The 22598-nt window shown below is 59.0% G+C and carries 20 protein-coding genes; 12 read left to right on the top strand and 8 right to left on the bottom strand.

Features of this window, described 5'->3' with window-relative positions; translation table 11 throughout:
- Genes AC0L20_RS19365 through AC0L20_RS19355 form a run of 3 tightly spaced genes read right to left on the bottom strand, consistent with a single transcriptional unit; the run spans position 1 to position 2192 of the window.
- On the bottom strand, positions 1-705 hold the full coding sequence (locus tag AC0L20_RS19365) for an SDR family NAD(P)-dependent oxidoreductase (RefSeq protein ID WP_473290860.1): 705 nt from the start codon (positions 703-705) through the stop codon (positions 1-3).
- On the bottom strand, positions 702-1244 hold the full coding sequence (locus AC0L20_RS19360; protein ID WP_473290858.1) for a MarR family winged helix-turn-helix transcriptional regulator: 543 nt from the start codon (positions 1242-1244) through the stop codon (positions 702-704). The genes AC0L20_RS19365 and AC0L20_RS19360 overlap by 4 nt, the downstream gene beginning before the upstream one ends.
- A gap of 18 nt (positions 1245-1262) precedes the next feature.
- On the bottom strand, positions 1263-2192 hold the full coding sequence (locus AC0L20_RS19355) for an ABC transporter substrate-binding protein (protein WP_473290856.1): 930 nt from the start codon (positions 2190-2192) through the stop codon (positions 1263-1265).
- A gap of 145 nt (positions 2193-2337) precedes the next feature.
- On the opposite strand from AC0L20_RS19355, the gene AC0L20_RS19350 reads away from it, so the two are divergent.
- Positions 2338-2949 (top strand): DsbA family protein, encoded by a 612-nt coding sequence (locus AC0L20_RS19350; RefSeq protein WP_473290852.1) that lies wholly within the window; start codon positions 2338-2340, stop codon positions 2947-2949.
- Positions 2950-2988: 39 nt separating this feature from the next.
- Positions 2989-4419: an aldehyde dehydrogenase family protein gene (locus AC0L20_RS19345; protein ID WP_473290850.1), complete on the top strand. Its 1431-nt coding sequence runs from the start codon at positions 2989-2991 to the stop codon at positions 4417-4419.
- Positions 4420-4495: 76 nt separating this feature from the next.
- Here AC0L20_RS19345 and AC0L20_RS19340 read toward each other — a convergent pair whose 3' ends face one another.
- The 3 genes from AC0L20_RS19340 to AC0L20_RS19330 form a co-directional block, all read right to left on the bottom strand.
- A complete protein-coding gene (locus AC0L20_RS19340) occupies positions 4496-5500 on the bottom strand; it encodes an NAD(P)H-dependent flavin oxidoreductase (RefSeq protein WP_473290847.1) in 1005 nt (334 codons plus the stop codon).
- An 88-nt stretch (positions 5501-5588) separates the two neighbouring features.
- The gene (locus AC0L20_RS19335; protein ID WP_473290844.1) at positions 5589-7130 is read right to left on the bottom strand and encodes a class I adenylate-forming enzyme family protein; all 1542 of its coding nucleotides are present in this window, start codon (positions 7128-7130) and stop codon (positions 5589-5591) included.
- Positions 7131-7220: 90 nt separating this feature from the next.
- A complete protein-coding gene (locus AC0L20_RS19330) occupies positions 7221-8507 on the bottom strand; it encodes an MFS transporter (protein WP_473290842.1) in 1287 nt (428 codons plus the stop codon).
- A 323-nt stretch (positions 8508-8830) separates the two neighbouring features.
- Between AC0L20_RS19330 and AC0L20_RS19325 the strand changes: the two genes are divergently transcribed.
- Positions 8831-10006 carry an ABC transporter substrate-binding protein gene (locus AC0L20_RS19325; protein ID WP_473290936.1) on the top strand — a complete coding sequence of 392 codons (1176 nt, stop codon included), beginning with the start codon at positions 8831-8833 and terminating at the stop codon, positions 10004-10006.
- 19 nt (positions 10007-10025) lie between these two features.
- Here the strand turns inward: AC0L20_RS19325 and AC0L20_RS19320 are convergent, their stop codons facing one another.
- A complete protein-coding gene (locus tag AC0L20_RS19320) occupies positions 10026-10913 on the bottom strand; it encodes an NAD(P)H-dependent oxidoreductase (RefSeq protein ID WP_473290840.1) in 888 nt (295 codons plus the stop codon).
- A gap of 257 nt (positions 10914-11170) precedes the next feature.
- Between AC0L20_RS19320 and AC0L20_RS19315 the strand changes: the two genes are divergently transcribed.
- The 7 genes from AC0L20_RS19315 (at position 11171) to AC0L20_RS19285 (ending at position 18392) form a co-directional block, all read left to right on the top strand.
- Positions 11171-11659, top strand: coding sequence for an AMP-binding enzyme (locus AC0L20_RS19315; protein WP_473290836.1), 489 nt, complete (start codon positions 11171-11173; stop codon positions 11657-11659).
- 77 nt (positions 11660-11736) lie between these two features.
- Positions 11737-12906 (top strand): beta-keto acid cleavage family enzyme, encoded by a 1170-nt coding sequence (locus AC0L20_RS19310; RefSeq protein WP_473290834.1) that lies wholly within the window; start codon positions 11737-11739, stop codon positions 12904-12906.
- Complete coding sequence (locus AC0L20_RS19305) at positions 12863-13750, top strand: IclR family transcriptional regulator (protein ID WP_473290832.1); 888 nt, start codon at positions 12863-12865, stop codon at positions 13748-13750. The genes AC0L20_RS19310 and AC0L20_RS19305 overlap by 44 nt, the downstream gene beginning before the upstream one ends.
- Positions 13751-13770: 20 nt before the next feature.
- Positions 13771-14550: an IclR family transcriptional regulator gene (locus tag AC0L20_RS19300; protein WP_473290829.1), complete on the top strand. Its 780-nt coding sequence runs from the start codon at positions 13771-13773 to the stop codon at positions 14548-14550.
- A gap of 123 nt (positions 14551-14673) precedes the next feature.
- Positions 14674-15888, top strand: coding sequence for an ABC transporter substrate-binding protein (locus tag AC0L20_RS19295; protein ID WP_473290827.1), 1215 nt, complete (start codon positions 14674-14676; stop codon positions 15886-15888).
- 6 nt (positions 15889-15894) lie between these two features.
- Positions 15895-17412, top strand: coding sequence for a phenylacetate--CoA ligase family protein (locus tag AC0L20_RS19290; RefSeq protein ID WP_473290825.1), 1518 nt, complete (start codon positions 15895-15897; stop codon positions 17410-17412).
- Positions 17409-18392 carry an NADPH:quinone oxidoreductase family protein gene (locus AC0L20_RS19285; RefSeq protein ID WP_473290823.1) on the top strand — a complete coding sequence of 328 codons (984 nt, stop codon included), beginning with the start codon at positions 17409-17411 and terminating at the stop codon, positions 18390-18392. The genes AC0L20_RS19290 and AC0L20_RS19285 overlap by 4 nt, the downstream gene beginning before the upstream one ends.
- Before the next feature lie 378 nt (positions 18393-18770).
- On the opposite strand, the gene AC0L20_RS19280 is transcribed toward AC0L20_RS19285, so the two are convergent.
- On the bottom strand, positions 18771-20318 hold the full coding sequence (locus tag AC0L20_RS19280) for a class I adenylate-forming enzyme family protein (protein WP_473290821.1): 1548 nt from the start codon (positions 20316-20318) through the stop codon (positions 18771-18773).
- 276 nt (positions 20319-20594) lie between these two features.
- On the opposite strand from AC0L20_RS19280, the gene AC0L20_RS19275 reads away from it, so the two are divergent.
- Together AC0L20_RS19275 and AC0L20_RS19270 are read left to right on the top strand one after the other, a co-directional pair.
- Positions 20595-21245 (top strand): cysteine hydrolase family protein, encoded by a 651-nt coding sequence (locus tag AC0L20_RS19275; protein ID WP_473290819.1) that lies wholly within the window; start codon positions 20595-20597, stop codon positions 21243-21245.
- A 122-nt stretch (positions 21246-21367) separates the two neighbouring features.
- Entirely contained in the window at positions 21368-22567 is a 1200-nt protein-coding gene (locus tag AC0L20_RS19270) for an ABC transporter substrate-binding protein (protein WP_473290817.1), read from the top strand.
- The last annotated feature ends 31 nt before the right edge of the window (positions 22568-22598 follow it).

Raw genomic sequence — 22598 nt, 5'->3', positions numbered from 1 at the left:
TTACCAGTTTTCACGAAATGGTCGGACCTCGGTTAGAAACGACCACGCGGACCGCGGCTGCGAATGAAGATGCCAGAGCTCATCGGCGATAGCCGACGGCTTTATGAAGAAATCGTCCGGCTGCTGCGGATGGCGCTGGCGAGCCGATGGCACATCGATGACCGCGTCGATCAGCAAATAGGCGACGTGAATACCTTTCGGGCCGCAGTCTCTGGCTATGGCTTCGGCCAATATCCGCTGAGCGGCCTTCGTAGGGGCGAAGCCAGCGAAGTTGGCTTTTCCCCTGATCGAAGAGGTGTTTCCCGTCACCAAAATACTTCCGGTTCCATGCTCAATCATCGCGGGGGCAAATTCGCGAGCTAGATGCAACAGGCCCATCGCATTGACCTTGAAATTGCGCTCCATCAAGGACGGGTCGACAGTCAGGAAGTTCCCGAAAGCCCCGCCGACTGCATTGTGCACCAGTACGTGAGGCGCACCGTAGTCCGCCCTGATCGCTGCAGCGACTTGCGCTACCTGACTTTCGTCGGTCACGTCGCAAGCCATCGCATGCACGTCCGGGAGCTCTCTTTGGAGTTCTGAAATTCTCTCCGTCGTTCGGGCCGTTGCGATCACGCGGTAGCCTTCTTGACTGAAACGTCTGACGATTGCGGAGCCGGTTCCGGGGCCGACGCCGCTCACGAACGCGATAGGTTTGCCGTTCATAATTGTTTCCCAAGTTTGGGCGCGCCTCTTGGCGCGCGTCTAAAACGAGTGAACGCGGGGTCGCCCTTTTGGGGGGTCCCGATCCGGTCAAGAAGAGCGCATAGCAACTGTGCCTCCTCCGTGGAAAGCTTCGCTCCAATGCTCTTTTGGAGCGCAATCGAATAGGGCGTGGCCATCCGCGCGGACATTTCGAGGCCGGCCTTCGTGATCTTCACGCAAGAACTCCTGCGATCGTTCTTATGTGGTACTTGGACGGCAAACCCGTCGCGCACGAGTCTTTTAATGAGGCGTGACGCCAAGTACTGCGGGATCTCTAGCAGCCTCTCAAAGTCCAAGGGACGCAGTTCTCTGTCGGCGTTACGGGCCAGCACTTCCAGAGCGTCCCGCACCGCCAACGGGGGAAGCTGTGACCGGGCCAACTCTCTTTCCGCGGTCTCAACGGCGTTGGCGCACGCTCGCTCAAGAAGCAGACGTATTTGAGCCGATCGTTCCCCACTGCGACCTTGCTTCAGTGCGCCAAGTTCTAGAGAAGATGTCATGAATTTTTACGAGGTCCGTCAGTCCAGAACCACGGTCTTGAGGTCTATCGATCCCTGCAACATCTTCTGGGCACCCATAACATCGACCCACCAAGACAACTGATTTCCCTTCAGAGCAGGCTCCGCCTTGTTCGGCGGGGAAATACGAACGAGCTCGAGGGGTTGCTTGGTAAATCTGGCGATCGAAATCGATGCCTTCTCGCGATCAGTGTTCACCACGACGGCTGCCTCGCTGATTGCTGCGCGAAACTTGGTGACCGTGGCCGCATGCCCGGCGGCCCACTCGCGCGAAGACGCGTAGAAAATGATAGGCTCGGATCTATTCAGTTCAAGCGCGTAGCGTACGCCGATCGTGCCGAACCCGGCCGCGTTAAGGCGAGAGACGTATGGTTCGGTGGTGAGAACCCCGTCGACGCCTCCCGACTTGATGGCGTCCGCCATAGTCGGAAACGAGACTTCGACGAAGTTCACGCTTCTGGGATCCACGCCCTTTTCCATCAGCCACTTGACGAACATTACATGAAGCGCCGCCCCGATGCCCGGGGCTCCCACCTTCTTGCCGATAAAGTCCTTTGGGTCGGTTATCTTGATACCGTTTCTGACGAAAGCAGTGATGTTCCCGTTCGATGTTTCGGTCATCACGGTCCCGCCGGCCACTCCCACGAGATCCAGGCCGCCGTCGACCGCCTGGAGGAAAACGGCCGATGTGGGCGCTCCGATCTGAATGGAGTCGGACATTATCGCCGCGGGGATGTTCGACGTTAGTCCGATCAGGATCGGCTCGACCTCGAGTCCGTACCGGCTGAAGATGCCTTCGTCGATGGCAACGAGCGCTGAAGCGCAATCGGTGGTCGCCGTACAGCCGATCTTGATTTTTTCCGCCGCGCTCGCCGCTCCCAAGAAGGTCACGGCGGTCAAGGTCGCCAGTGCTCCGGAAAAAATACGCATAGGGCGATCCTCTGCCATGCGGGTGCATGCCGCGACCCGCGAGTAGCTTCAAAATTGACAGTTCGAAAATAGAACTATATTGGACATTGATGCAAGGGGCGCGCGGCGAGCGCTCGCGCAAAGTCAAAAAATTGCGGAGGGGTCAATGAAGGCTGAATTCCATTTCGATTTCGGAAGCCCGAACGCCTACCTGGCCCAGCTCGTGCTGCCGGAAATCGAGCGGCGGACCGGCGTGACCTTCGAGTACGTCCCGGTGCTGTTAGGCGGGGTCTACAAGGCGACCAACAACCTCTCGCCTGCCGAGTCCATGCGAGGCATCCGCAACAAGGGCGAATTCTTCGCGCTGGAGACGCAGCGCTTTCTGAGACGGCACAAGATTACGACGTTCGTGCGCAACCCGTTCTTTCCCGTGAATACTTTGGCGCTCATGAGAGGAGCGGTGGCGGCTCAGTTCGAAGGGCTCTTCGAATCCTACTTCAAAGCGGCCTACCACCATATGTGGGAGGCCCCCAAGAAGATGGATGATTCCGAGGTCTTCATGGCGGCCTTTGCAGGCTCGGGTATCGACATCGAGCGGATCGTCGCCCGTTCGCAACATGATGACGTCAAGAAGAAGCTGATCGAGAACACCAACACGGCCGTCGAACGTGGAACGTTCGGTTCTCCGACGTTCTTCGTAAACAAAGAGATGTTCTTCGGAAAGGATCAGCTGAGGGACGTCGAAGAATCCATCATCGAACAGAAGAAGGCGGCTTAGGCGCGTCGCCCCCGGCCACGAACCAACAGGAATGCAAACATGGTCAATCGCAGCAAATTTTACATCGACGGCGAATGGGTCGACCCATCGCTCGCGAAGGAAACGTCGGTCGTAAATCCAGCGACCGAGGAGGTCATGTACAACGTCTCCCTCGGATCGAAAGTCGATGTTGACCGTGCCGTGGTGGCCGCGCGCAAAGCGTTCGAAACCTACTCCAAGACAAGCAGAGAAACGCGCGTCGGCATCCTTGAGCGCATAGCGGAGGTGTACCGGTCCCGTGCAGGCGAGCTCGCGGCGGCCATATCTGACGAAATGGGAGCTCCAATTCGGTTCGCCGAAAAAGTCCAGGTGGGCGCGGGCTTGAACCACATTACTTCTGCATTGGAGGTGCTTCGAAGCTATCAATTCGAAGAGCCGCTGGGGCGCGCAACCATCGTAAGAGAGCCACTGGGCGTGGTCGGAATGATCACCCCTTGGAACTGGCCGCTCAATCAGATCGCATGCAAGGTGGCGCCGGCCATCGCGGCCGGATGCGCGATGGTCCTGAAACCCTCCGAATTCGCGCCAACTTCCGCTCTTTTGTTTGCCGAGATACTGCATGAAGCGGGATTGCCGCCCGGAGTGTTCAATCTCGTCAACGGATTGGGTCCGGATGTCGGTGTCGCCATGAGCGAGCACCCAGGGATCGATATGATCTCGTTCACGGGATCTACGAAGGCGGGCATCGATGTGGCGATCAGAGCAGCGCAAACCGTGAAGCGCGTCAGTCAGGAGCTCGGCGGGAAGTCGCCCAACGTCATCCTGGACGACGCCGATTTTACGAAGGCCGTGACCAACGGCGTTGCCCACGTATTCAACAATTCAGGGCAATCCTGTAACGCTCCGACCCGAATGATCGTGCCTCAATCGCGTATGGAAGAAGTCATCGCGATCGCCGCTACAGTCGCGCAACGCACCAAAGCCGGCAATCCACGGGATCCCGACACAAAGATCGGGCCCGTCGTCTCCAAACTTCAGTGGGACAAGATCCAGACCCTGATCCGTACGGGCATCGCGGAGGGAGCGACGCTCGTCTCCGGCGGCCTCGGTCTTCCGGACGGTGCGAACCGCGGATTCTTCGTCAGGCCGACGGTTTTTGCGAACGTCCGCAACGACATGACAATTGCGCGGGAGGAGATCTTTGGACCGGTGGTTTCGATCATTGGGGCCAAGGACGAGGACGATGCCATTCGGATCGCGAACGACACTCCTTTCGGTATCGCTGGTTACGTTTACGCCGGCACCGCAGAAAGGGCGGAGCGGGTCGGTCGGCAGTTGCGCGCGGGAACAGTGAATCTGAACGGGGCTCCCAACGAGATGCACGCTCCTTTCGGCGGCTACAAACAATCGGGCAACGGGCGCGAGTGGGGAAAATTCGGTCTCGAAGAGTATCTCGAAGTAAAGGCGATCTCGGGCCGCACCGTGGCCTGATCGGCATCCGCGATCGCGGGGGACGGTGTCCAGCCTCGGATCGCTGTGAAGCAGCGATCCCGGGGCTTCGTCGTTGTCAGTGAGCGCGTCCCATGAGGCCGGCCTCGTCATTGACGAATTTCGCCAGCCGCTGCTTGATGATCCGTTCGGCATCGCTCATGATACGGTCGATGAGCTCCTTTACGGAAGGGATGTCGTTGATCAATCCGACCACCATCCCGCAGCTCCAGGCTCCGGCGTCCATATCCCCGTCGACCATGACTCTCGGGTAGACGCCGGCGACCTGCTCGTGAATGTCTTCAATCTTGAGACTGCGCCCCTTTTCCTTTTCGATCTCGAGCAAGCGTTCGACGCCGGCATTCTTGAGTACTCGTTCGGTGTTCCGAAGGGGACGCATGACAAGTCTGGTGTCGAGCTCGGTGGCCTCGACTAAGGCGTTCTTGACATTCTCGTGCACCGGGGCTTCCTTCGTCGCAATGAAGCGGGTTCCCATGTTCATGCCGGCCGCTCCCAGCGCCAATGCGGCGACCAAGCTGCGAGCATCGGCCATTCCACCGGACGCGACGAACGGAATCTTCAACTCATCGGCGGCACGAGGCAGGAGGATCATGTTCGGAATATCATCCTCGCCCGGGTGACCGCCACATTCGAAACCATCGACGCTGACGGCATCGCAACCGATCTGCTGGGCCTTGAGCGAATGTCGCACCGACGTGCATTTGTGAATGACCTTGATGCCGGCAGCCTTTAGGGACGGCATGTATTGTTCCGGGCTACGGCCGGCCGTCTCGACGATGCGAACGCCGCCTTCCACAATGGCGCGGATATATTCCGGATAGGGAGGAGCCGAGAAAGTCGGCAGGAAAGTAAGGTTCACGCCGAATTGCTTGTCCGTCATCTCGCGGCAGCGGGCGATCTCCTTCGCGAGAAGTTCGGGCGTCTTCTGCGTCAGCCCGGTTATCATCCCCAGCCCACCGGCGTTCGAGACGGCAGATGCCATTTCAGCGAATCCGACGTAGTGCATTCCGCCTTGGATGATGGGATGCTTGATCCCGAACAGTTCGGTGATGGCCGTCTTCATTTACGTCTCCTTGGGAATGAAAAGGCGGCCGACCGGCTTGGCGCCGGCCGGCTCGCTAGTATCTGTCCGATCCGGAAAGCCACGGGAGTCATGGTTTCCTGAAGGATTCGGCCAGAAGATGCTTTCGGATCTTGCCCGTCGAAGTCGCCGGCAAAGCCGGCATTAAAACGATCTCGGAGGGGCGCTTGTACGAGGTGAGCTGTGGACGGACGAACTCCATAAGGTCCGCAACACTCACCTGAGAGCCGCTTATCAGTTGAACAAAGGCAACTACTTCTTCGTTGCCTTCGACCCTTCTACCGACGACAGCGCATTGGACCACTGCCTCATGAGACGCCAGGACGGCTTCGATTTCTGCAGGATAGACGTTGAACCCGGAGCGGATGATCATTTCCTTGGTCCGGCCGACGATGAAGAGCCCGCCATCCTGCAGCGTGGCCAGGTCGCCGGTATTGAACCAGCCGTCCTCGTCGATCGCCTTGGTCGTGAGTTCCGGGGCCTTGTAGTATCCCATCATGACGTTCGGCCCGCGGACATGCAGTTCGCCTGCTTGGCCGTCTTCAGCCATTCTGCCTTTGGAATCGACGAGGCGTATCTGCACGCCAGGCAGCACCGTGCCCACGGAGTTGTCCATCCGCGGCGTTTCAAGTCGGACCGCGGAAATGCCGGGCGAGCATTCGGTGATCCCATAACCATTGAGAAGCGGCAACGCCAGCGCGCGTTCCGTTCGTTGCTTGAGATCGAGATCCAAGGGGGCGCCCGCGACGGTGATCAGTCGCAAATGCCCCCGCTCCAAATCGACCCCGGACTGGGCCTGGTATTCAAGCAATCGCTGGTAGGTCGCGGGTACGCCGTTCAGAACCGTAACCTCGCCGCTCGCGGCGGATTTCGCTAGTGCCGCCGGGTCGTACTTGCTCACCAAGCGTACGGTTGCGCCGACCATGAGACTCATGATGAGAACTGAAACGCCGACGATGTGCGACGCCGGAAGGACGAGATAGACCCGGTCCGCATCCGTCATGTTGCGCACCTCCGCCGCCGTGCGGGCGCTGAAGAGAAGGTTCCGGTGGCTCAGCATCACTCCCTTAGGAGTGCCGGTCGTTCCGGACGTATAGATTAATACGCCGACCTGCGACTCGGCCCTTTCGAAGACCGGCTCTTGTAATGCGCCCTCGTTGAGTAGGGCCGCAGCCACCCCACGAACACGACGAAAGCTTGCCTCCTGCCCCTCGTATCTTCTGGCATGAGCCGCGGCTTCCTTCGACACCGCGCCGGCGAAGAACATCCGGCGGGCGCCGCTATGGTCCCTGATGAGGTCGAGCTCACGCGTCGAGAGGCGAGGGTTCACCACGATCGGCCACGCATCGACGGCGCTGCTGGCGAGAAAGAGCAATGCAAGCGCCAAACTGTTCTCCGCGACGATCATCACGCGGTCGCCTGCTCTAATGCCGAGCGCCGTCAGATCGTCGGCGCAATCCCTGATGGCGCTGGGAAGGTCACCATAGGAAACAGCGCCGTCGTCGCCCGAAAGCGCGATCTCATCGCGCAGATCGGCGCGCGTCTCGTGAGCCAAATGAACCCGTCGCGGAAGCAAGTCCAAGTACGAACTGGACTCAGCAGCGAATACCATTGTCGCCTCCCTGCGGCTCTTTATCGATGCTTTTACAGTTCCTTTTTAGAACTAGTCAATGACCTCGGAAGCCGCAGGCGATGATTAATATCAGGTAGCCCCGGCGGGCGCCGCGCTGCGGCGGCTGACCAACATGACCGCCGCGGCCGCGATGATGCACATGGCGCCAGCTGCCATGAAGGCCGGCAGATAGCTTGCGAAGGTCTCTCGAGTGAGTCCGGCCCCGAGGGCCGCGGTCGCGGCGCCGAGCTGGTGGGCGGTGAATATCCAGCCGAACACGAGTGGCCCTCTCTCTCTTCCAAACTGCTCGCCCGTGAGCTTTACGGTCGGAGGGATCGTTGCGATCCAATCAAGACCGTAAAAGATGGCGAAGAGACTTAGTCCGTAGAAGGAAAAGTCCGAGTAGGGCAGGAGAACAAGACTCAGCCCCCGGAGTCCGTAATACCAGAACAGGAGCCAGCGGCTATCGTAGCGATCGGAGAGCCAACCGGAGCCGATAGTTCCGATGAAGTCGCAGGCGCCGATGAGCGCCAGGACTCCCGACGCCGTTACGGAGTCGAGACCGTAGTCGTGACAGAACGGAATGAAATGATTCTGTATCAAACCGCTGGTCGATAGGCCGCAGATGAAGAAAGTACCGGCGAGAATCCAGAAATTGACATTGCGAGAGGCGAACCCGAGCGTCTTGAAGCTCGTTTTCACCACGTTGCCGTCGGCTTTGGGATCCCGAGGATGGAATAGCTCCTCGTCGCCGTAAGCAGGAAGTCCCACGTGGCTGGGATAGTCGCGAACGAAGAGCAGCACCAGGCCGAGGCAGACGAGACAGGTGATTCCTGCCGGAAGCATCGCCATTCGCCACCCCATATGATCGGCAAGCCAAGCCGCCGCCGGCAGGAAGAGCAATTGACCGGTCGCCGTGCTCGCGCTCAATATTCCCACCACCAAGCCGCGGTTCTTCGTAAACCACCTCGTCGCGATGGTCGCTCCCAAGACGTTTGCGGTAACGCCGGTCGAGAGGCCGAGCAGGATCCCCCAGGTAGCCCACAGCTGCCAAATCGCAGTCATCTGGGTCGCCAAAGCAAGTCCGATCGAGATCGCTCCAAGCGCAATACTGACAACCCGGCGAAGTCCGTAGCGGTGCATCAGGGCAGCCGCGAATGGGCCAACCAATCCGAACAGAGCCAATCGCAAAGCGAGCGCCCCGGAAATCAGACCATAGTCCCAGCCGAATTCGTTCTTGAGCGGCAACAGCAATACGCCGGGCATTCCCATCGCCGCGGCCGTCGCCAGCATCGTCACAAACGCGACCGAAACGACCAACCAGCCGTAATGGATTCCTCGTTTTGCCAAGGCTGGCGCCAACATGTTCGAAAGCATCTCTAGACCCTCGTCGGACGCGTTTTTCTGCAGTTAGCCGAGAGCCGATCCAAAACGCTTGTTGGCCTTCGGGCGACCCCACTCCGAGGCCCAAAATATATTACAGGTGTAATCTATTTGCCTGCAGTCGACAAAGCAATCGAGAGGTCGAACCAGGTCGATCGCTTCAAGCGGATTTGAGACCGTCCGTTGACGAGCCTGGCCCGCTAGACTACATAGCTTCAATAAATGAAGCAATAAGCTTCGATCGTCGTCGGGAGGCGGTTTTGATCAATCGAAGAGCATTCGCACTTGCCGTTCCAGCCGCTCTTGGCCTTGGACTGGTGCCAATCAGAGCGCAGGTCACGGGCGGAAAGCCCATTCGAGTAGGCGTCCTTAACTCCATGAGCGGCTCGCTCGCCGCCTATGGACGCGAAGGCCAGCCGGCGTTCGAGCACGTCATCAAGTCGATCAACAGCACGGGCGGCATAACGAGCAAAGGCGGTGCGCTGATCGAACTCGTCCTTGCGGACGACGAAAGCCAGCCTTCGAATGCGGCCTCGGAGGCGCGTAGATTGATCCAGAAGGAAGGAGTCAGCGTTCTCGTCGGCTCTCTTCAGAGCGTTCAGATGATTGCAATCGCCCCGGTGCTGAAGGAGCTCAAGACGCCGGCGCTTTCGGTTTGGGGCGGGGGCGCGGAGTCGGACCGGATATTCTCGCTTGGCTATCCGTATGACCGAGGAACCGCGCAGAACATCCAGGATCTCCTGGTCTACTTGCGGGACGCTGCGAAGTATCCGTTAAAGACGGCCGTGATGGCCTATTCGGACTATGAAGGCGGACAGCAAGTCAACAAGTTCTTGCCCAAACGACTATTGGAAAGCGGCTTCCAAATCGTCGGCAACCTGCCCCTCGACCCGAAGGCATCCGACCATGCCGGGGCCATGGAGAGGATTCGTTACCTCAAGCCGGATATCGTCGCGGGTCTGGTCACGCCCCGCAACGGAATCCTCTTGCAACGCGCCCGGTACGAGGCCGGCTATCACGGCAGCATCTTCTGCAGCGGATTGGGCTACTCCGACCAATCGATGTGGAGCGAATTGGGGCCGGACGTCGCAAAGTCTGTGCTGACGTCGGACGTCTTCGGCATGACGGCGTTCAGTCCCGGCGCGAAAATACCTGCCATGCGCGCAATCGCGGAAGAGCTTCGCGCGAATGGCAAGATCGAGCACGTCGGGCAAGGAGCTATTCAGTTCGCGCAGGCGGCTCGGGTTCTGCAGCGAGTGCTTGAAATGTCGACTTCCTTGGAGCCCGGGCAACTCGTCGATGCGTTCAGGAAGATAGAGATTCCGTTCGGCGCCCCCGATCTCTACCTCGCCAAACCCAAGGGACTGCAGTTCGCCGACGACGGATTGCTAAGCGACGGATCGGCAATGTTCATCCAGTGGACTGCGGATCGATCGCAGCAGGTCGTCTATCCCAAGATCGCCGCGGAGACCGTGCCCGTGAAGCATGGCTAAGTCACCGGGCACCGGTTCTTCAATCTTCTGGTGAGGCAAGGTGCGGCCAGGTTTCCTCGGTCCTGGACGAGGGAGCAACATGGCGCGGTGTAAAGTCACCCGCGGACCCGATCGAAGTATTCGACGAGTAGGCGGGTGGCGCCTGATGGATGTTTAGGCCGGCTTGGTCCACCGCAAGATGCCCGTGAAGCACCTGCTGCTCGTTGTAGTCGCCGCCGTTCTGCGTCCTGAACGGAATGGGGTCGGTCGACGCGATGTGCAGTAGGCGGTCGAGATAGCTACGGCAGAGGCCGTCCACAGTTCCGGCGTCGAGCCGGCCAACTTCGTAGAAGACGGTCGGAGGAACGACCGTCATACCCGGATAAAAGAGAACGCCGTGTTGTATCGGCCACAGAATATCGTCGATCGAGCCGTTGACCCCCCTGGGTCCGTACTGCGCCGCTCGGCCTCCGAGAGTCACCGCCGTCATCGCACGGCGACCTTTGAGGACTCCCTCGCCGAAACGCTCGCCCCACTTCTTCCCCGCGAAGGTACCGACCCCATAAGCAAAGCCGCGCGCGTAGACGCGATCCACCCATCCCTTCAGGATCGCGGGCATCCCGTACCACCAGATAGGAAACTGCAGGATCACCGCATCCGCCCAGAGCAATTTCGCCTGCTGCTCGGCGATGTCCGGAGACTGCGTCCCGCTATTGAAGGCTTCGGCGGAGGCCTTTCCGTAAATCAATGGGCTTGCGGTCCCTTCCGGGAAATCGTCCGCATCCGCCGCAGATTTCCATCGGCTTGCATAGAGATCGGAAACTTTGACTTCGTGTCCGGCGGCTTCGAGACCGGCCACCGCACGCCTCATGAGATGACCGTTAAGGGACTGCGGCTCCGGATGTGCATAAACGATGAAGTACTTCAAGGCTCGCCTCCCGGGACAAACACATCGATCAAGAACAAAACCGAGTCGCCGGCATCTAATCCGGCGATCGTCGCTTCCTCCACCTCCCAACAAGAGAGTTTTCATTCACTGAAAACGTGCCCCCGATCTGGAAATGCGGCCAAAATCGTGACGGCCGCTCATAGCCTCAAGCACACGACCTACACGGTTGCCTGGCCGGTCAGGTTGAACAGCAATCGCGGGCGGCGATGAGGTTGGTTCATGGAGATGAGCTGACGATGACGGATTTCAATTCTGTCGGCAGCAGACGCCAAATCGATCTTGCTTGGATCGAAGGCATCGCGAACAAGCATCCGCTCGTTGCGATTGCTGCGGCTACAAGCATGCCGGATCCTTATTTCGGAGAAGTGCTTGTGATGTACGTGGTCGTGGAATCGGGAAAATCATGCGTTCCGGAGGAGGTCGATCGGCATCTAGCGACGTCGATTACGGATGCCTCGGCGCGACCGAAAGCCATTTTCATCGTGGACGAACTTCCGACCCCCGCGGTCGGTGCGATCGACAGGGGGGCGCTTCGACTCGACGCGGTGGCAAGGGCCGCCAGGTCGGCAATGATGGCGCTCGCTGCAGCCACCAAGGCTTGGATGGAGGAAACTGGGGGGCGTGCCTCCCGGACTAAAGGTGGCTGTGTTGAGCTCCAAAAGCGATCGGAATGCACTTCGGCACGCGATCGCCGCGATATTCGATCGGTACCCTCTCCCGTATGAAATCCGCTTCGGAAATCGGCGAATCGAGACCCGGCCTAAATCCAGCCGGCGTGAGGCGGGTCAAGAGCTTTCATTCAATGAAAGAAATTGAAATTTTCAAAGGTGGTCGGCCGCACTATGGCTATCGTCCGATCCTCGGAAGCAGAAAGTTCGTCGATGCAACTCATTTCGTTGCAATCGACTGTTCGCGAGAGGAGGAACGAATGTCACTTGAGAAGAACGGGATCAATTGGTCCCATGTCGATAGGTGGGTGTCCAAGACCGGCATAAAGACTTCGTGGCAGCCTTATGGGATCCCCGACATCATGGATCCAAACCGGTCACGTTACTCGACAGCGGCTCCGATGCCGAAATGGGAATTTCCGGAGAAGGTCTTCATTTCGGCTGCGATCAACGGTGCTTTCTTCACGAAACGCGAGAACCCGAACCAGCCGGTCGCCGTAGAGGAGATCATCGCATCCGCCGAAGAGTGCATCAAGGCGGGGGCTCCTATCATTCACGTCCACGCGCGCGACGAGGCGGGGTACAACGTCCTGGACAAGCGCCTCTTCGAGCAAGTCATTCTGCCTCTTCGTGCCAAGTATCCGCATGTCTCGTTCGACGCGTGTCTCGTGGCCGTCAACGACCGCGAGAGCGCGGAGATGGGAAAGGTCATGGAAGCGGGGTTGATCGACGCGGTTCCGATCAACACGACGTCGGTCCTGCTCGGGGACAATATGTTCGTCAAATCGCCGCATGCCATGATCGAGAAGGCACGCATGACACTGGCGGCCGGGATGAAGCCTCAGATCGCCGTATATACCGACGGTGATGTCGACAATGCCAGACGGTTCTTGATCGATAGCGGCCTCTTGGAGCCACCGTTCGTCTGGGCGGTCCTTTCCGCATTGCCGGGATGCAGCCCGATGTACGACCCGGACAGCATGATCGACGGTCTGCAAAGGACCGTGCGTCTAATTCGCGCCATCGACCCCAGTTCCGTGATCATGGTTTGCGCGGCGGGGCGCGCGAGCACGCATTTGGCAAACCTTGCACTTCTCATGGGGCTCCACGTCCGAGTAGGAATGGAAGACACGGTCTGGAAGTGGCCACACCGTGACGACATGATCACGAGCAACGCTGAGCACTTCAAGCTCGTCGCGAGCATCGCGAGGGGCTTGGGGCGCGAGATCATGAGCGCGGACGAGTACCGGGCGCTCATCGGTGTATCGACGGCGCCGCTTAGGGAAAAAGCTGCCGCCGGATAACCACGGTATTCGCTTCAAAAAGAAAAGCAACGTTGACTTGTCCGATAATCGGAAGTACGTTCCGATTATCGGACACAAGAAGATGGCTGAAAAAGAGAGGAATCAATCGGTCGGCAAAGCGGTGGCAATCCTCCGCACCTTCACGCACGACCAACCAGAACTGAGCCTGAGTGAGGTGGTTCAACGGACGGGGTATCCCCGGACTGTCTGCTACCGCATGTTGATATCTCTTCAACTTGAAGGGTTCGTCGACAAGGACGAACAGACCGGTCGATACCGACTGGGTCTCGATCTGTTCAAGCTGGGAAGCGCTGCTATCGCGGGAATCGATCTCAGATCGGCAGCTTTGCCCGCGATGCGCACTCTCTCGGAGGCCACGAACAACACCGTCCTGCTGGTGGTCGAACACAATCTACAAGCGATCTGCATCGACAAGGTGGACGGCGATTTGCCGATACAGGCGAACGTCATGTCTATCGGAACCACTCTGCCGCTTCATTGCGGCGGCGCTCCCCGCATCATCCTCGCGCACCTTCCTCGCGAAAGGCAGGAAGCTGTGTTGGCGGCCCCCCTATTGAAGCGTGCCAATGCGACGAATGTCGATCCCGATTCGATACGGGCTCGTATCGCATCGGATCGAGAGCGGGGCTACGCGATCGGAGACGAAGACGTCGCCGAGCTCGTGATCGCGGTAGGGGCCCCAATCTTCGGGCAAGGCGGACGGCTGGAGGGGGCCATCAGCGTCGGCGGACTCAAGCATACGTACACGCCCGATCGGCTTCGACGAGTTGCGGCGGAGGCCGTCGCGACTGCGCGCACCATATCGTCCAGGTTGGGAGCGTAGATTGGCCACGGGAGACAACAATGTCAGCATATGAAAACCGCTCGCTGACGCGCGGCTTCGACGTTCTCGAGGTGCTCACGGCGAGCCCGCAACCCTTGCGCCTCGTCGAGATAACCAAGCGGGTAGGTCTGCCCATCGCGACGACTTTCCGCCTGTTGGCGGCCTTGGCGGACATGGGATACGTCCGGAGAGATGAGGGAGATAGATATCACCTCCAATACGGGTTGTTCCGATTGGCCGACACCGTTCACCGTACGAATTATCTTCGCGGCATAGTACGCCCCATCCTGGTCAGGCTGGCGTCCGAATTCGGCGAGACCATTCAGTTCGGTGAACTCAGAGGAGCAGAAGTCATCGTGCACGAGCGTGTGATGGCCGCGGACGGCGGCCGGGAAACGATGAATGCATTCGAGACGATGCCGACGGCGGCGCACGCCACCGCGCTGGGCAAATTGCTCCTCGCGTACGGCAGCGAACAATCCTTCCTCGAACTCTACGGTAGCCGACGTCTGCGCTCCTACACAAAGCAGACCATCACGGATCCCGGGCATCTGCGAAAGGACTTCGGTTACATTCGCGCCAAGCGCGCCTGTTGCGATTTCGAGGAGGCCGTGCCCGGACTAGTCTCGCATGCGGCTCCCGTCTTCGACAGGGAAGGGAAGGCGGTGTTCGCGATCTCCGTCTCGGGATGGGCCAGTCGCATCTCGCGCAATTTCGTCCCGAAAGTCATGCCAAAGCTCAGGCAGGCCGCCGACGAAATAGGCCTTCAACTGGTCCATAGAAGTCGGCAGCTCAGGTAAGCCTCATTCGGAGCGCCCGCGCGCCACGGGGTTTTCAATGAGTGAAAAAGCGGGCCGGCTAAATTTGCCTCGAACGCAAAGCGATCCTATTGCGAAGAAAACACGCAGGGGAGCACCAGACGAATGTACCGGGCCCAGGGATCGACAAAACTGAAGAAGTCGTTGATGGCCATGCTAACGCTCGGCGTCACGCTGATGCCGGCCTTCGCCGACGACGTGCTAAAGATAGGCGTGCTGTCGGACCTAACGGGGCCCTTCGCTCAGACCAATGGTCTAAAGGCGGCAGAAATGGCCGTGACGGACTTCGGCGGCGAAGTGCTGGGCAAGAAGATCGTCGTGATCTCGTCCGATCATCTCAACAAGGCGGATGCCGCAAGCGTTACTGCCAGAAGGTGGTTCGACGAGGAGGGAGTCGAAGCGATCGTCGACGTACCCAATTCCGCCGTCGCTCTCGCCGTAAACGAAGTCGCCCGTCAAAAGAAAAAGATTTTGCTCGCGACGTCGCCCGCCACTGCGGACCTTACGGGCAAGGCCTGCTCGCCCACGACGTTTCATTGGACCTACGACACCTGGATGCTTGCGCACGGTACGGCCAACACCATGGTCGACAGAGGCGGCGACACTTGGTTCTTCATTACCTCAGATTATGCTTTCGGAAGGGCCATCGAGCACGAATCGTCCGAAGTGGTCACGGCGCGCGGCGGCAGGGTGCTGGGAAGCGTTCGCGCGCCCCTGAACACGTCGGACTTCTCCTCGTTTCTGCTCCAGGCGCAGTCGTCCAAGGCGAAGGTCGTCGGACTGGCTCTCGCCGGCGCCGACCTGATCACGGCCGTCAAACAAGCGCACGAGTTCGGACTTGATACTTCCGGCCAGAAGCTGGTCGGGTTGCTGCTTGTTGCAGGCGATGTCAGCGCGCTTGGGCTGCAGGCAGCTCAGGGGCTGATTTATAGCGAAGCATTCTATTGGGACGTGAACGACGATACCCGGTCCTGGGCCAAGCGGTTCGGTGAACTGAACGGCGGAAGAATTCCTTCCATGACGCAGGCGGGAACGTACTCAGCCGTGACGCACTATCTCAAGGCGGTGAAGGCCGCCGGAACGCTCGATGGCCCGACCGTGGCGGCCAAGATGAAAGAACTGCCGACGGACGACGCGTTGTTCGGTCATGGTAAGGTGCGGCTCGACGGACGAAAGATCCATTCGGTGTATGTGTTGGAGGTGAAAAAGCCTTCGGAATCCACCGGGCCTTGGGATTTGGCCAAAGTGACGGCCGTCCTGCCTCCCGATAAAGCTTTCCGCCCCATGGAGCAAGGCGGCTGTTCTTTGCTGCAGAAGTAGGCCAATATGATGAAATTCACGTTCCAAGGCACAGCCGCGCAAGTGCAGCAGGCGCAATCGCTGGAGCGATTGCTGAAGTACACGAAAGACGTCGTCTATCCCTACTCGCCTTACTATCGGCGCCTCATGAAGAAGCACGGCATTCAGCCTGCCGAGCTGAAAACCTACGAGGACTTCCGCAAGATACCGATCACGAGAAAGGAGGACATCGTCGCGCATCAGGACGAGTTCACCGTGATGCCTGCCTTTCAGGGGTTGCCCAGTCGTTACGAGGTAGAAGAGCTGGATCTAGAACGCTTGAAGCGGTACCGCGAGGCCGCCGAGCAGCCTGGGTTAAGAGACATTTTCAAACTGCGAACGCCCGAGGTACGTCTAAAAGAGCAATTCCTCAAGGACTGGCAGCCGATTCACTTTCAAATGTCCGGCGGCTCGACGGGTAGGTCGATCACTACGGGATACACTTCGACGGACATGGATCTGCTGGCGCGAGGTGCCGCCTGGTTCTTCGAATTAAGCGGGCTCGTGCGTCCGGAAGACAAATGGTTGAATCTTCTTCCGGCTGCCCCCCATCTGGGCATCTACGCGGCGATGCTCGTGCCTCTGTATGGAGGTCAACCGAACTTCAACACGTTCGGTGGAAAGGTCATGCCGACGGAACGGCAGGTAGAGTTGGCGGCGGAGGGAAAATTCGCCCATATCCTCTGTCTGCCCTCGTACCTGTCCCATTGGCTCCGGACCGCAAAGCGGATGGTGGACGCCGGCGCAGTGCCTCCGATGGATCACTTCCGTACCGCAATCTGCGTCGGCGAACCGCTCACCGACTCCTATCGAAGTCTACTTCGAGAGCTGTTCCAGGCCATAGGATCTACCGAGACCAAGATACTCGAAGGGATGAGTTCGACCGAACTCAGGTCGACGGGCTTCTACGAATGCGCCGAGGGGTCGAAGCTACATTTCGATCCGGAGTACTTCTTTGCCGAGATCCTCGACCCCAAGACCCTCGAGCCTGTTCCTTGGGGCGAGCCTGGCGTCTTCGTCTGGAGTCATATCGATTGGCATGGAACGGTAATCCTCCGCTACTGGACGGGAGACTACGTAACGGGCGGCATGGTCTGGGGGGATTGTCCGCACTGCGGTCTGACGATTCCTCGTCTGATCACCCCAATTTGGCGCATCGAGAAGGACTTCACGAAGATTCGCGGTGCGCGAGTCGAGTTCGTAGGGCTTCAGGACGCCGTGCGCAGCGTGAAGGGAGTCCGTACCTATCAGATTGTGCTTCGGAAGGAGGCGCCCGACGATCCGACGTCGCGCGACCTGCTCGAAGTTCACCTCGCGGTGGGCGAAGGATACGACCGGTGTTCGGTCGGGGAAGAGCTGCGCAAGATTCTGAAGCGCGCGGTAGAAGTCACGCCTGATGCAGTACTCTTCGAGACAGCGGAAGAAATCGAGGCGAAGCTATTCGCGAAGAGACTGAAGGCGGAGTGGATCGTGGACCTCCGTCCAACCCCGGTGCCGACGCCATGAAAGCAATCGTTTGCAACAAGTTCGGCCCCACCGATGAACTCAGGTGGCAAGATGTCCAACGTGCGGGTCTTGGACCTACACAGGTGCGAGTGGCCGTCAAGGTCGCGAGCCTCGGCTTTATGGACGTTCTGATGGCGCAGGGCCTCTACCAGCTCAAGCCGGACCTGCCATATACGCCCGGTGCCTGCGGTGCGGGAGAGGTGACCGAGGTCGGATCGGAAGTGCTCGAGGCGAAGCCCGGCGATCGTGTCTCGTTTCTCAACTACTTTGGCGCCTTCGCCGAGGAGGTCGTCACCGACGTCAATACGCTCTCGATCATACCGGCCGCCTTGGACTTCGAGCAGGCGGCCACCTTCCGCCTGACGTACAGCCCGGCGTACTTCGCCCTCGTCGAACGGGTGAATCTCAGAGCGGGCGAGACCTTGCTCGTCACCGGAGCGGCGGGCGGCGTCGGGATGGCCGCGATCAAATTGGGAAAGGCGTTAGGAGCGACGGTGATCGCATCGGTCGGGAGCGACGGAAAGCGTGATGCCGTGACTAGAGCAGGCGCCGATCACGTCATCAATTATTCCACGGAAGACCTTCGAACCGGAGTAAAAGGTATCACGGGAGGCAAGGGCGCCGATGTCATTCTGGACGTCGTCGGTGGCGACGTCTTCGATCAATGCGTGCGGTGCATCAACAGCCTTGGTCGCATCATCGTAATGGGTTTCACCAGCGGCCGCATCCCCACGCTCGCCATGAACTATCCATTGCTCAAGAACTGCTCGATTGTCGGCGTATTCTTCGGCGGATGGGGCATGGGCAAGAACTTCGCCGCAGTGAGGGACCTGAACGCGAAAATCCTCTCGATGGCGGTCGAGGGTAAAATCTCGGTGGAGATAGGGCACCGATACAGCCTGATGGATACGACCGCCGCCATGGCCCGACTGATGGATCGGGCGACCGTGGGGAAGATCGTGCTTCTAAGCGACCGCTAGAGCCTGAATCCTTCAGGCTCTAAATCCAACGTTGCTCGAGCGGAAAACGGCAGCCAACGCCCTTGCGAGCATCGGAACTCTGGCTTCTTGCAGGGGAGCCGAAACCGGTGCCTGAGCCTCGCCCCGTTCCGAGACTGGGGTGCCGCCGATCAGAGCGGCCACCTTCCGCTTTCGCTCTTCTTCCTCGAAGGCAATATTCACAAGCTCGCTGTAAATCCATTCGACGGAGCACATCTCGTTCCACCTCGTCAGGTTGGGCGGTGGTCCGATAGCTTTCTCAGGACCACCGTCGCGAGAGTGGACGAACACTTCGAAGTGTGTCTTGAAGCTTGTTGCGCAGTTTTGACGATGATTGCCAAAGTAGTCGGATTCACTCCACTAAAGCAGCGAGTCCGCCAGTTTTCGTTTCAGAATCTTTCCAGTGGAGGACGCGGGAAACTCGGGAAGAATAATCACTTCGGCAGGTCGCTTGTATGCTGTCAGTTGAATCTTGGCGTACGCCAAAATATCGGCGGCGGTCGCCGACGCTCCGTTGACCAGCTGAACGAACGCCACGACCTCCTCGTTTCCCTCGACGGGACGAGAGACGACCGCAGACTGCAACACTGCGGTGTGGGAGTTGAGGACAGCCTCGACCTCGGCGGGATAGACGTTAAATCCCGATCGAATGATCATTTCCTTCGTTCGGCCGGCGATGAATAGCTGGTCCTGCTTGAAATAAGCGAGGTCGCCCGTGTTGAACCATCCTTCGGAGTCGACAACTTGGGCAGTCAAGTCCGGCGCCCGGTAATATCCCTTCATCACGTACCGTCCGCGCACATGTAGCTCTCCGACTTCTCCCTCGGGCAAGGCGGTGCCATCTTTCGACACGATCTTCCCCGCGATGCCGGGCAGGAGAGGTCCCACAGATAGATCGTCGTCCGAAACGTCGATGCGCGAGCCGGAGATCCCCGGGGAGCACTCTGTGATGCCGTAACCGTTCAACAGGTTGAGGCCGATGCGTTCTCGGACCCTAGCCTTCAATGACGGATCCATCGGCGCGCCGACGACCGCCAACGCGCGCAAGCGATAGCGGCCAAGAGAACGTTGGGTTGCGTCGGCGTATTCCAGGAGCTTTTGATAAGTCGCGGGAACTCCATAGACCACGGAAACGCCTTCTTTCGCGATCGCGTCAGCCAACTCGGAAGGTTCGTAGCGATGGGCCAATCGAACGGTTCCGCCGGTCAGCATGGTCATGAGGAGAACGGCCATGCCGGCGATATGCGAGACCGGTAGCACGAGATACACCAAATCTTCCGCGCAAAACTCCCGGGTCTTGGCAATCGCTAAGGCACTGAAAAGCACGTTCTCGTGGGTCAACATCACGCCCTTGGGCGTTCCTGTCGTTCCCGAGGTATAGACCAGCAGCGCGACTTGCTGGGCCCTGTCGCTCGATACCGGCTCAGGAATGGCGTCCGATCGCAGTTCGGTGACACTCACGCCGCTCAGCGAGGGCAGATCCGCATCCAAAGCGCCCATCCGGCGGGCGTGGTCCGCCGCATGCGCCGAGATTCCCGCTCCGATCAAGATCCGTCGTACCCCGCTGTGATCTCTGATTTGATCCAGCTCTCTGGCAGAAAGTCTCGGATTTGCCACGATGACCCAAGCGTCGATCGAGCTGGCCGCAAATAGCAACGCTACCAGTGAAACACAGTTCTCACTGACGACCATGATCCTGTCGCCGGGGCGCACGCCTAAAGCGTGCAGCCTCGTGGCGGTCAATGCCACCAATCGCGAAAGGTCGCGGTAGGTAACCTTGAGGTTGCCATCGACGAGCGCAAGACGATCCGGCGAGTTCTCTGCCGTCGCCGAAAAGCTTCGATGGAGCCGGTGAGGGAGCTCGTTGAGAAGCTCTGCCGTTCCGGCGGGTTCCACCATCTCAGACATTGTCTACTCCTTTCGGCGGCCTCGTCAGTTGACGATAGCAATCTCGGCTGAGGGCGCAGCGTCAATTCAATAAGTCGACCATGAACAGCCCTGTTCTCTTGCGGCAGCAACGGCGAACAAAAACGGCGCAATAAGAGACAAGCCATTACCATCCCACGACCTGATAGTCGGATTGCGGCTGCGCGTGGACGGACGACGTCTGCCGTCGGTCAATTTGAGGTGGGCAATCAACCGGTCGATCCACCGAAGCGCCTGCATCGGCACGAACCAAGAAGGATGACGAGAGTGAACTATCCGATCAAGAAAACCGGCCTTCTTCTCCTCGACCCGTATAACGACTTTCTCGCTCCGGAAGGCAAGCTCTGGCCCTTCGCCAAGGACGTCGCCGAACAGGTCAACCTTCTCGCGAACCTGAAATCGATGATGGATACCGCGCGCAGGATCAAAATGCAGATCTTCTTCGTTCCTCATCATCGTTGGGTTCCGGGCGATTTCCTGCATTGGAAGTATCCCAGCAATACGCAGGTCGCGTCGGGAAAACGCCAGACGTTCCAGAAGGGGTCCTTCGGAGGCACCTTCCACAAGGATTTTCAGCCGCAGCCCGAAGATATCATCATCCAGGAGCATTGGGCGCAAAGCGGGTTCGCGAACACGGATCTGGACCAGCAGCTCAAGCAACACGGCATCGAGCGTATCATCATCATCGGGATGCTCGCCAACACCTGCGTCGAGTCGACGGGCCGCTTCGGCATGGAGCTCGGCTATCACGTGACGTTGGTGAAGGACGCGACTGCGGCGTTCACCAAGGAAGCGATGCATGCAGCGCACGAGATCAACGGGCCAACGTACTCGCACGCGATGTTCACGACCAGCGAGCTGATCGCGCAGCTCGAAAAGGATGCATCCGAGGCAGACGCGGCGGCGTAGACGCTTTCGACAGTTTCGAACGTCATCGTCAGAAGACAGATCGCGAAGTCCCTCGACGTCGAAGTCGAGGAACCTAACAAAATAAATTGGAGGAAACGAAATGATAATTTGGAGGAAACGAAATGCTTAGGACAACCGCGGTCATATTGAGCGCGTTGCTATCGCTGACAACGGTCGCTTCCGCCGAGGATGCGCCGGGAGTGACCGCGACCGAGATCAAGATCGGTGGTGTGTTTCCGTTCAGCGGACCCGCGTCGGCCATCGGATTGGTAGGCAAGGGACTTCTCGCCTACGTACAATCCATCAATGAGCGCGGCGGCATCAACGGCCGCAAGATCAACTACATTGCGATGGACGATGCGTACTCTCCGCCCAAGACGGTCGAGCACGTCCGCAAACTCGTAGAATCCGACGAGATCGCCTTCATGTTCAGTCAACTCGGCACTGCGGGCGTATCGGCGACCGCGAAATACCTGGCTCAACGCGGCATACCAAACGTCGCGATCGTTACCGGCTCTTCCAAATTCACCAGTGTGGCCGACTTTCCGCAAACCACGACCGGCCTGGTCAGCTATGTCACGGAAGGAACGATCTACGCGAAATTCTTCAAGGCTAAGCTTCCCAACGCGAAGTACGCGATTCTCTACCAGAATGACGATTTGGGTAAGGACCACGTAAAGGCGTTCAAGGCCTTCTTCGGTCCGGATTTCGACAAAAAGGTCGTCACCGAGAGCTACGACACGACCTTTCCGACGATCGACTCGCAAGTGCTGACCTTGAAGGCATCCGGGGCGGAGGGGTTGCTGATCGCCGGTACCCCGAAGTTCGCTGCTCAAGCGATCCGCAAGGTCGCGCAGATCGGCTGGAAGGCAACGATCATCATCAATTACCCCTCAAGCTCGGTTTCCGCGACGATCAACCCCGCCGGCCCGGAGAATGCCGTCGGCGTGCTGGCCGGCACGATCAACAAGGATCCCAGCGACACCAGTTGGGCCGACGATCCCGGAATGAAGGAATACAAGGCCTTCTTCGAGAAGTATCTTCACGGATCAGACGTCGCCGAGACGAACTACCTTTACGGATATCAGCAGGGCATCCTGCTCGAGAAGCTGCTTACGCAATGCGGATCGGATCTGTCGCGCGCGAACATCATCAAACAATCGTTGAACCTGCAGAACGTGGTCTTGCCTACGGCGGCGCCCGGATTGGTGATCAACACGTCGCCGCAGAACAATATGATGTGGACGCAACTCCAGATGCAGCGATGGACCGGCACCACGTGGGAACGCATCGGCGAACCGGTCGACGGCAAAGCGGATTAGCTCCTCCACCGAAGCCTGACGTCGACCACTT

Source organism: Bradyrhizobium sp. Kon58 (genome assembly GCF_055807455.1).
The sequence above is the reverse complement of the archived record's forward strand: the minus strand, read 5'-3'. Positions and strand labels throughout refer to the sequence as shown.

Bases quoted from the DNA above. Each gene is read 5' to 3' on its own strand.
- AC0L20_RS19365 (WP_473290860.1), bottom strand. From the start codon at position 705: ATGAACGGCAAACCTATCGCGTTCGTGAGCGGCGTCGGCCCCGGAACC.
- AC0L20_RS19360 (WP_473290858.1), bottom strand. From the start codon at position 1,244: ATGACATCTTCTCTAGAACTTGGCGCACTGAAGCAAGGTCGCAGTGGG.
- AC0L20_RS19355 (WP_473290856.1), bottom strand. From the start codon at position 2,192: ATGCGTATTTTTTCCGGAGCACTGGCGACCTTGACCGCCGTGACCTTC.
- AC0L20_RS19350 (WP_473290852.1), top strand. From the start codon at position 2,338: ATGAAGGCTGAATTCCATTTCGATTTCGGAAGCCCGAACGCCTACCTG.
- AC0L20_RS19345 (WP_473290850.1), top strand. From the start codon at position 2,989: ATGGTCAATCGCAGCAAATTTTACATCGACGGCGAATGGGTCGACCCA.
- AC0L20_RS19340 (WP_473290847.1), bottom strand. From the start codon at position 5,500: ATGAAGACGGCCATCACCGAACTGTTCGGGATCAAGCATCCCATCATC.
- AC0L20_RS19335 (WP_473290844.1), bottom strand. From the start codon at position 7,130: ATGGTATTCGCTGCTGAGTCCAGTTCGTACTTGGACTTGCTTCCGCGA.
- AC0L20_RS19330 (WP_473290842.1), bottom strand. From the start codon at position 8,507: ATGCTTTCGAACATGTTGGCGCCAGCCTTGGCAAAACGAGGAATCCAT.
- AC0L20_RS19315 (WP_473290836.1), top strand. From the start codon at position 11,171: ATGACGGATTTCAATTCTGTCGGCAGCAGACGCCAAATCGATCTTGCT.
- AC0L20_RS19310 (WP_473290834.1), top strand. From the start codon at position 11,737: ATGAAAGAAATTGAAATTTTCAAAGGTGGTCGGCCGCACTATGGCTAT.
- AC0L20_RS19300 (WP_473290829.1), top strand. From the start codon at position 13,771: ATGTCAGCATATGAAAACCGCTCGCTGACGCGCGGCTTCGACGTTCTC.
- AC0L20_RS19295 (WP_473290827.1), top strand. From the start codon at position 14,674: ATGTACCGGGCCCAGGGATCGACAAAACTGAAGAAGTCGTTGATGGCC.
- AC0L20_RS19290 (WP_473290825.1), top strand. From the start codon at position 15,895: ATGATGAAATTCACGTTCCAAGGCACAGCCGCGCAAGTGCAGCAGGCG.
- AC0L20_RS19285 (WP_473290823.1), top strand. From the start codon at position 17,409: ATGAAAGCAATCGTTTGCAACAAGTTCGGCCCCACCGATGAACTCAGG.
- AC0L20_RS19280 (WP_473290821.1), bottom strand. From the start codon at position 20,318: ATGTCTGAGATGGTGGAACCCGCCGGAACGGCAGAGCTTCTCAACGAG.
- AC0L20_RS19275 (WP_473290819.1), top strand. From the start codon at position 20,595: ATGACGAGAGTGAACTATCCGATCAAGAAAACCGGCCTTCTTCTCCTC.
- AC0L20_RS19270 (WP_473290817.1), top strand. From the start codon at position 21,368: ATGCTTAGGACAACCGCGGTCATATTGAGCGCGTTGCTATCGCTGACA.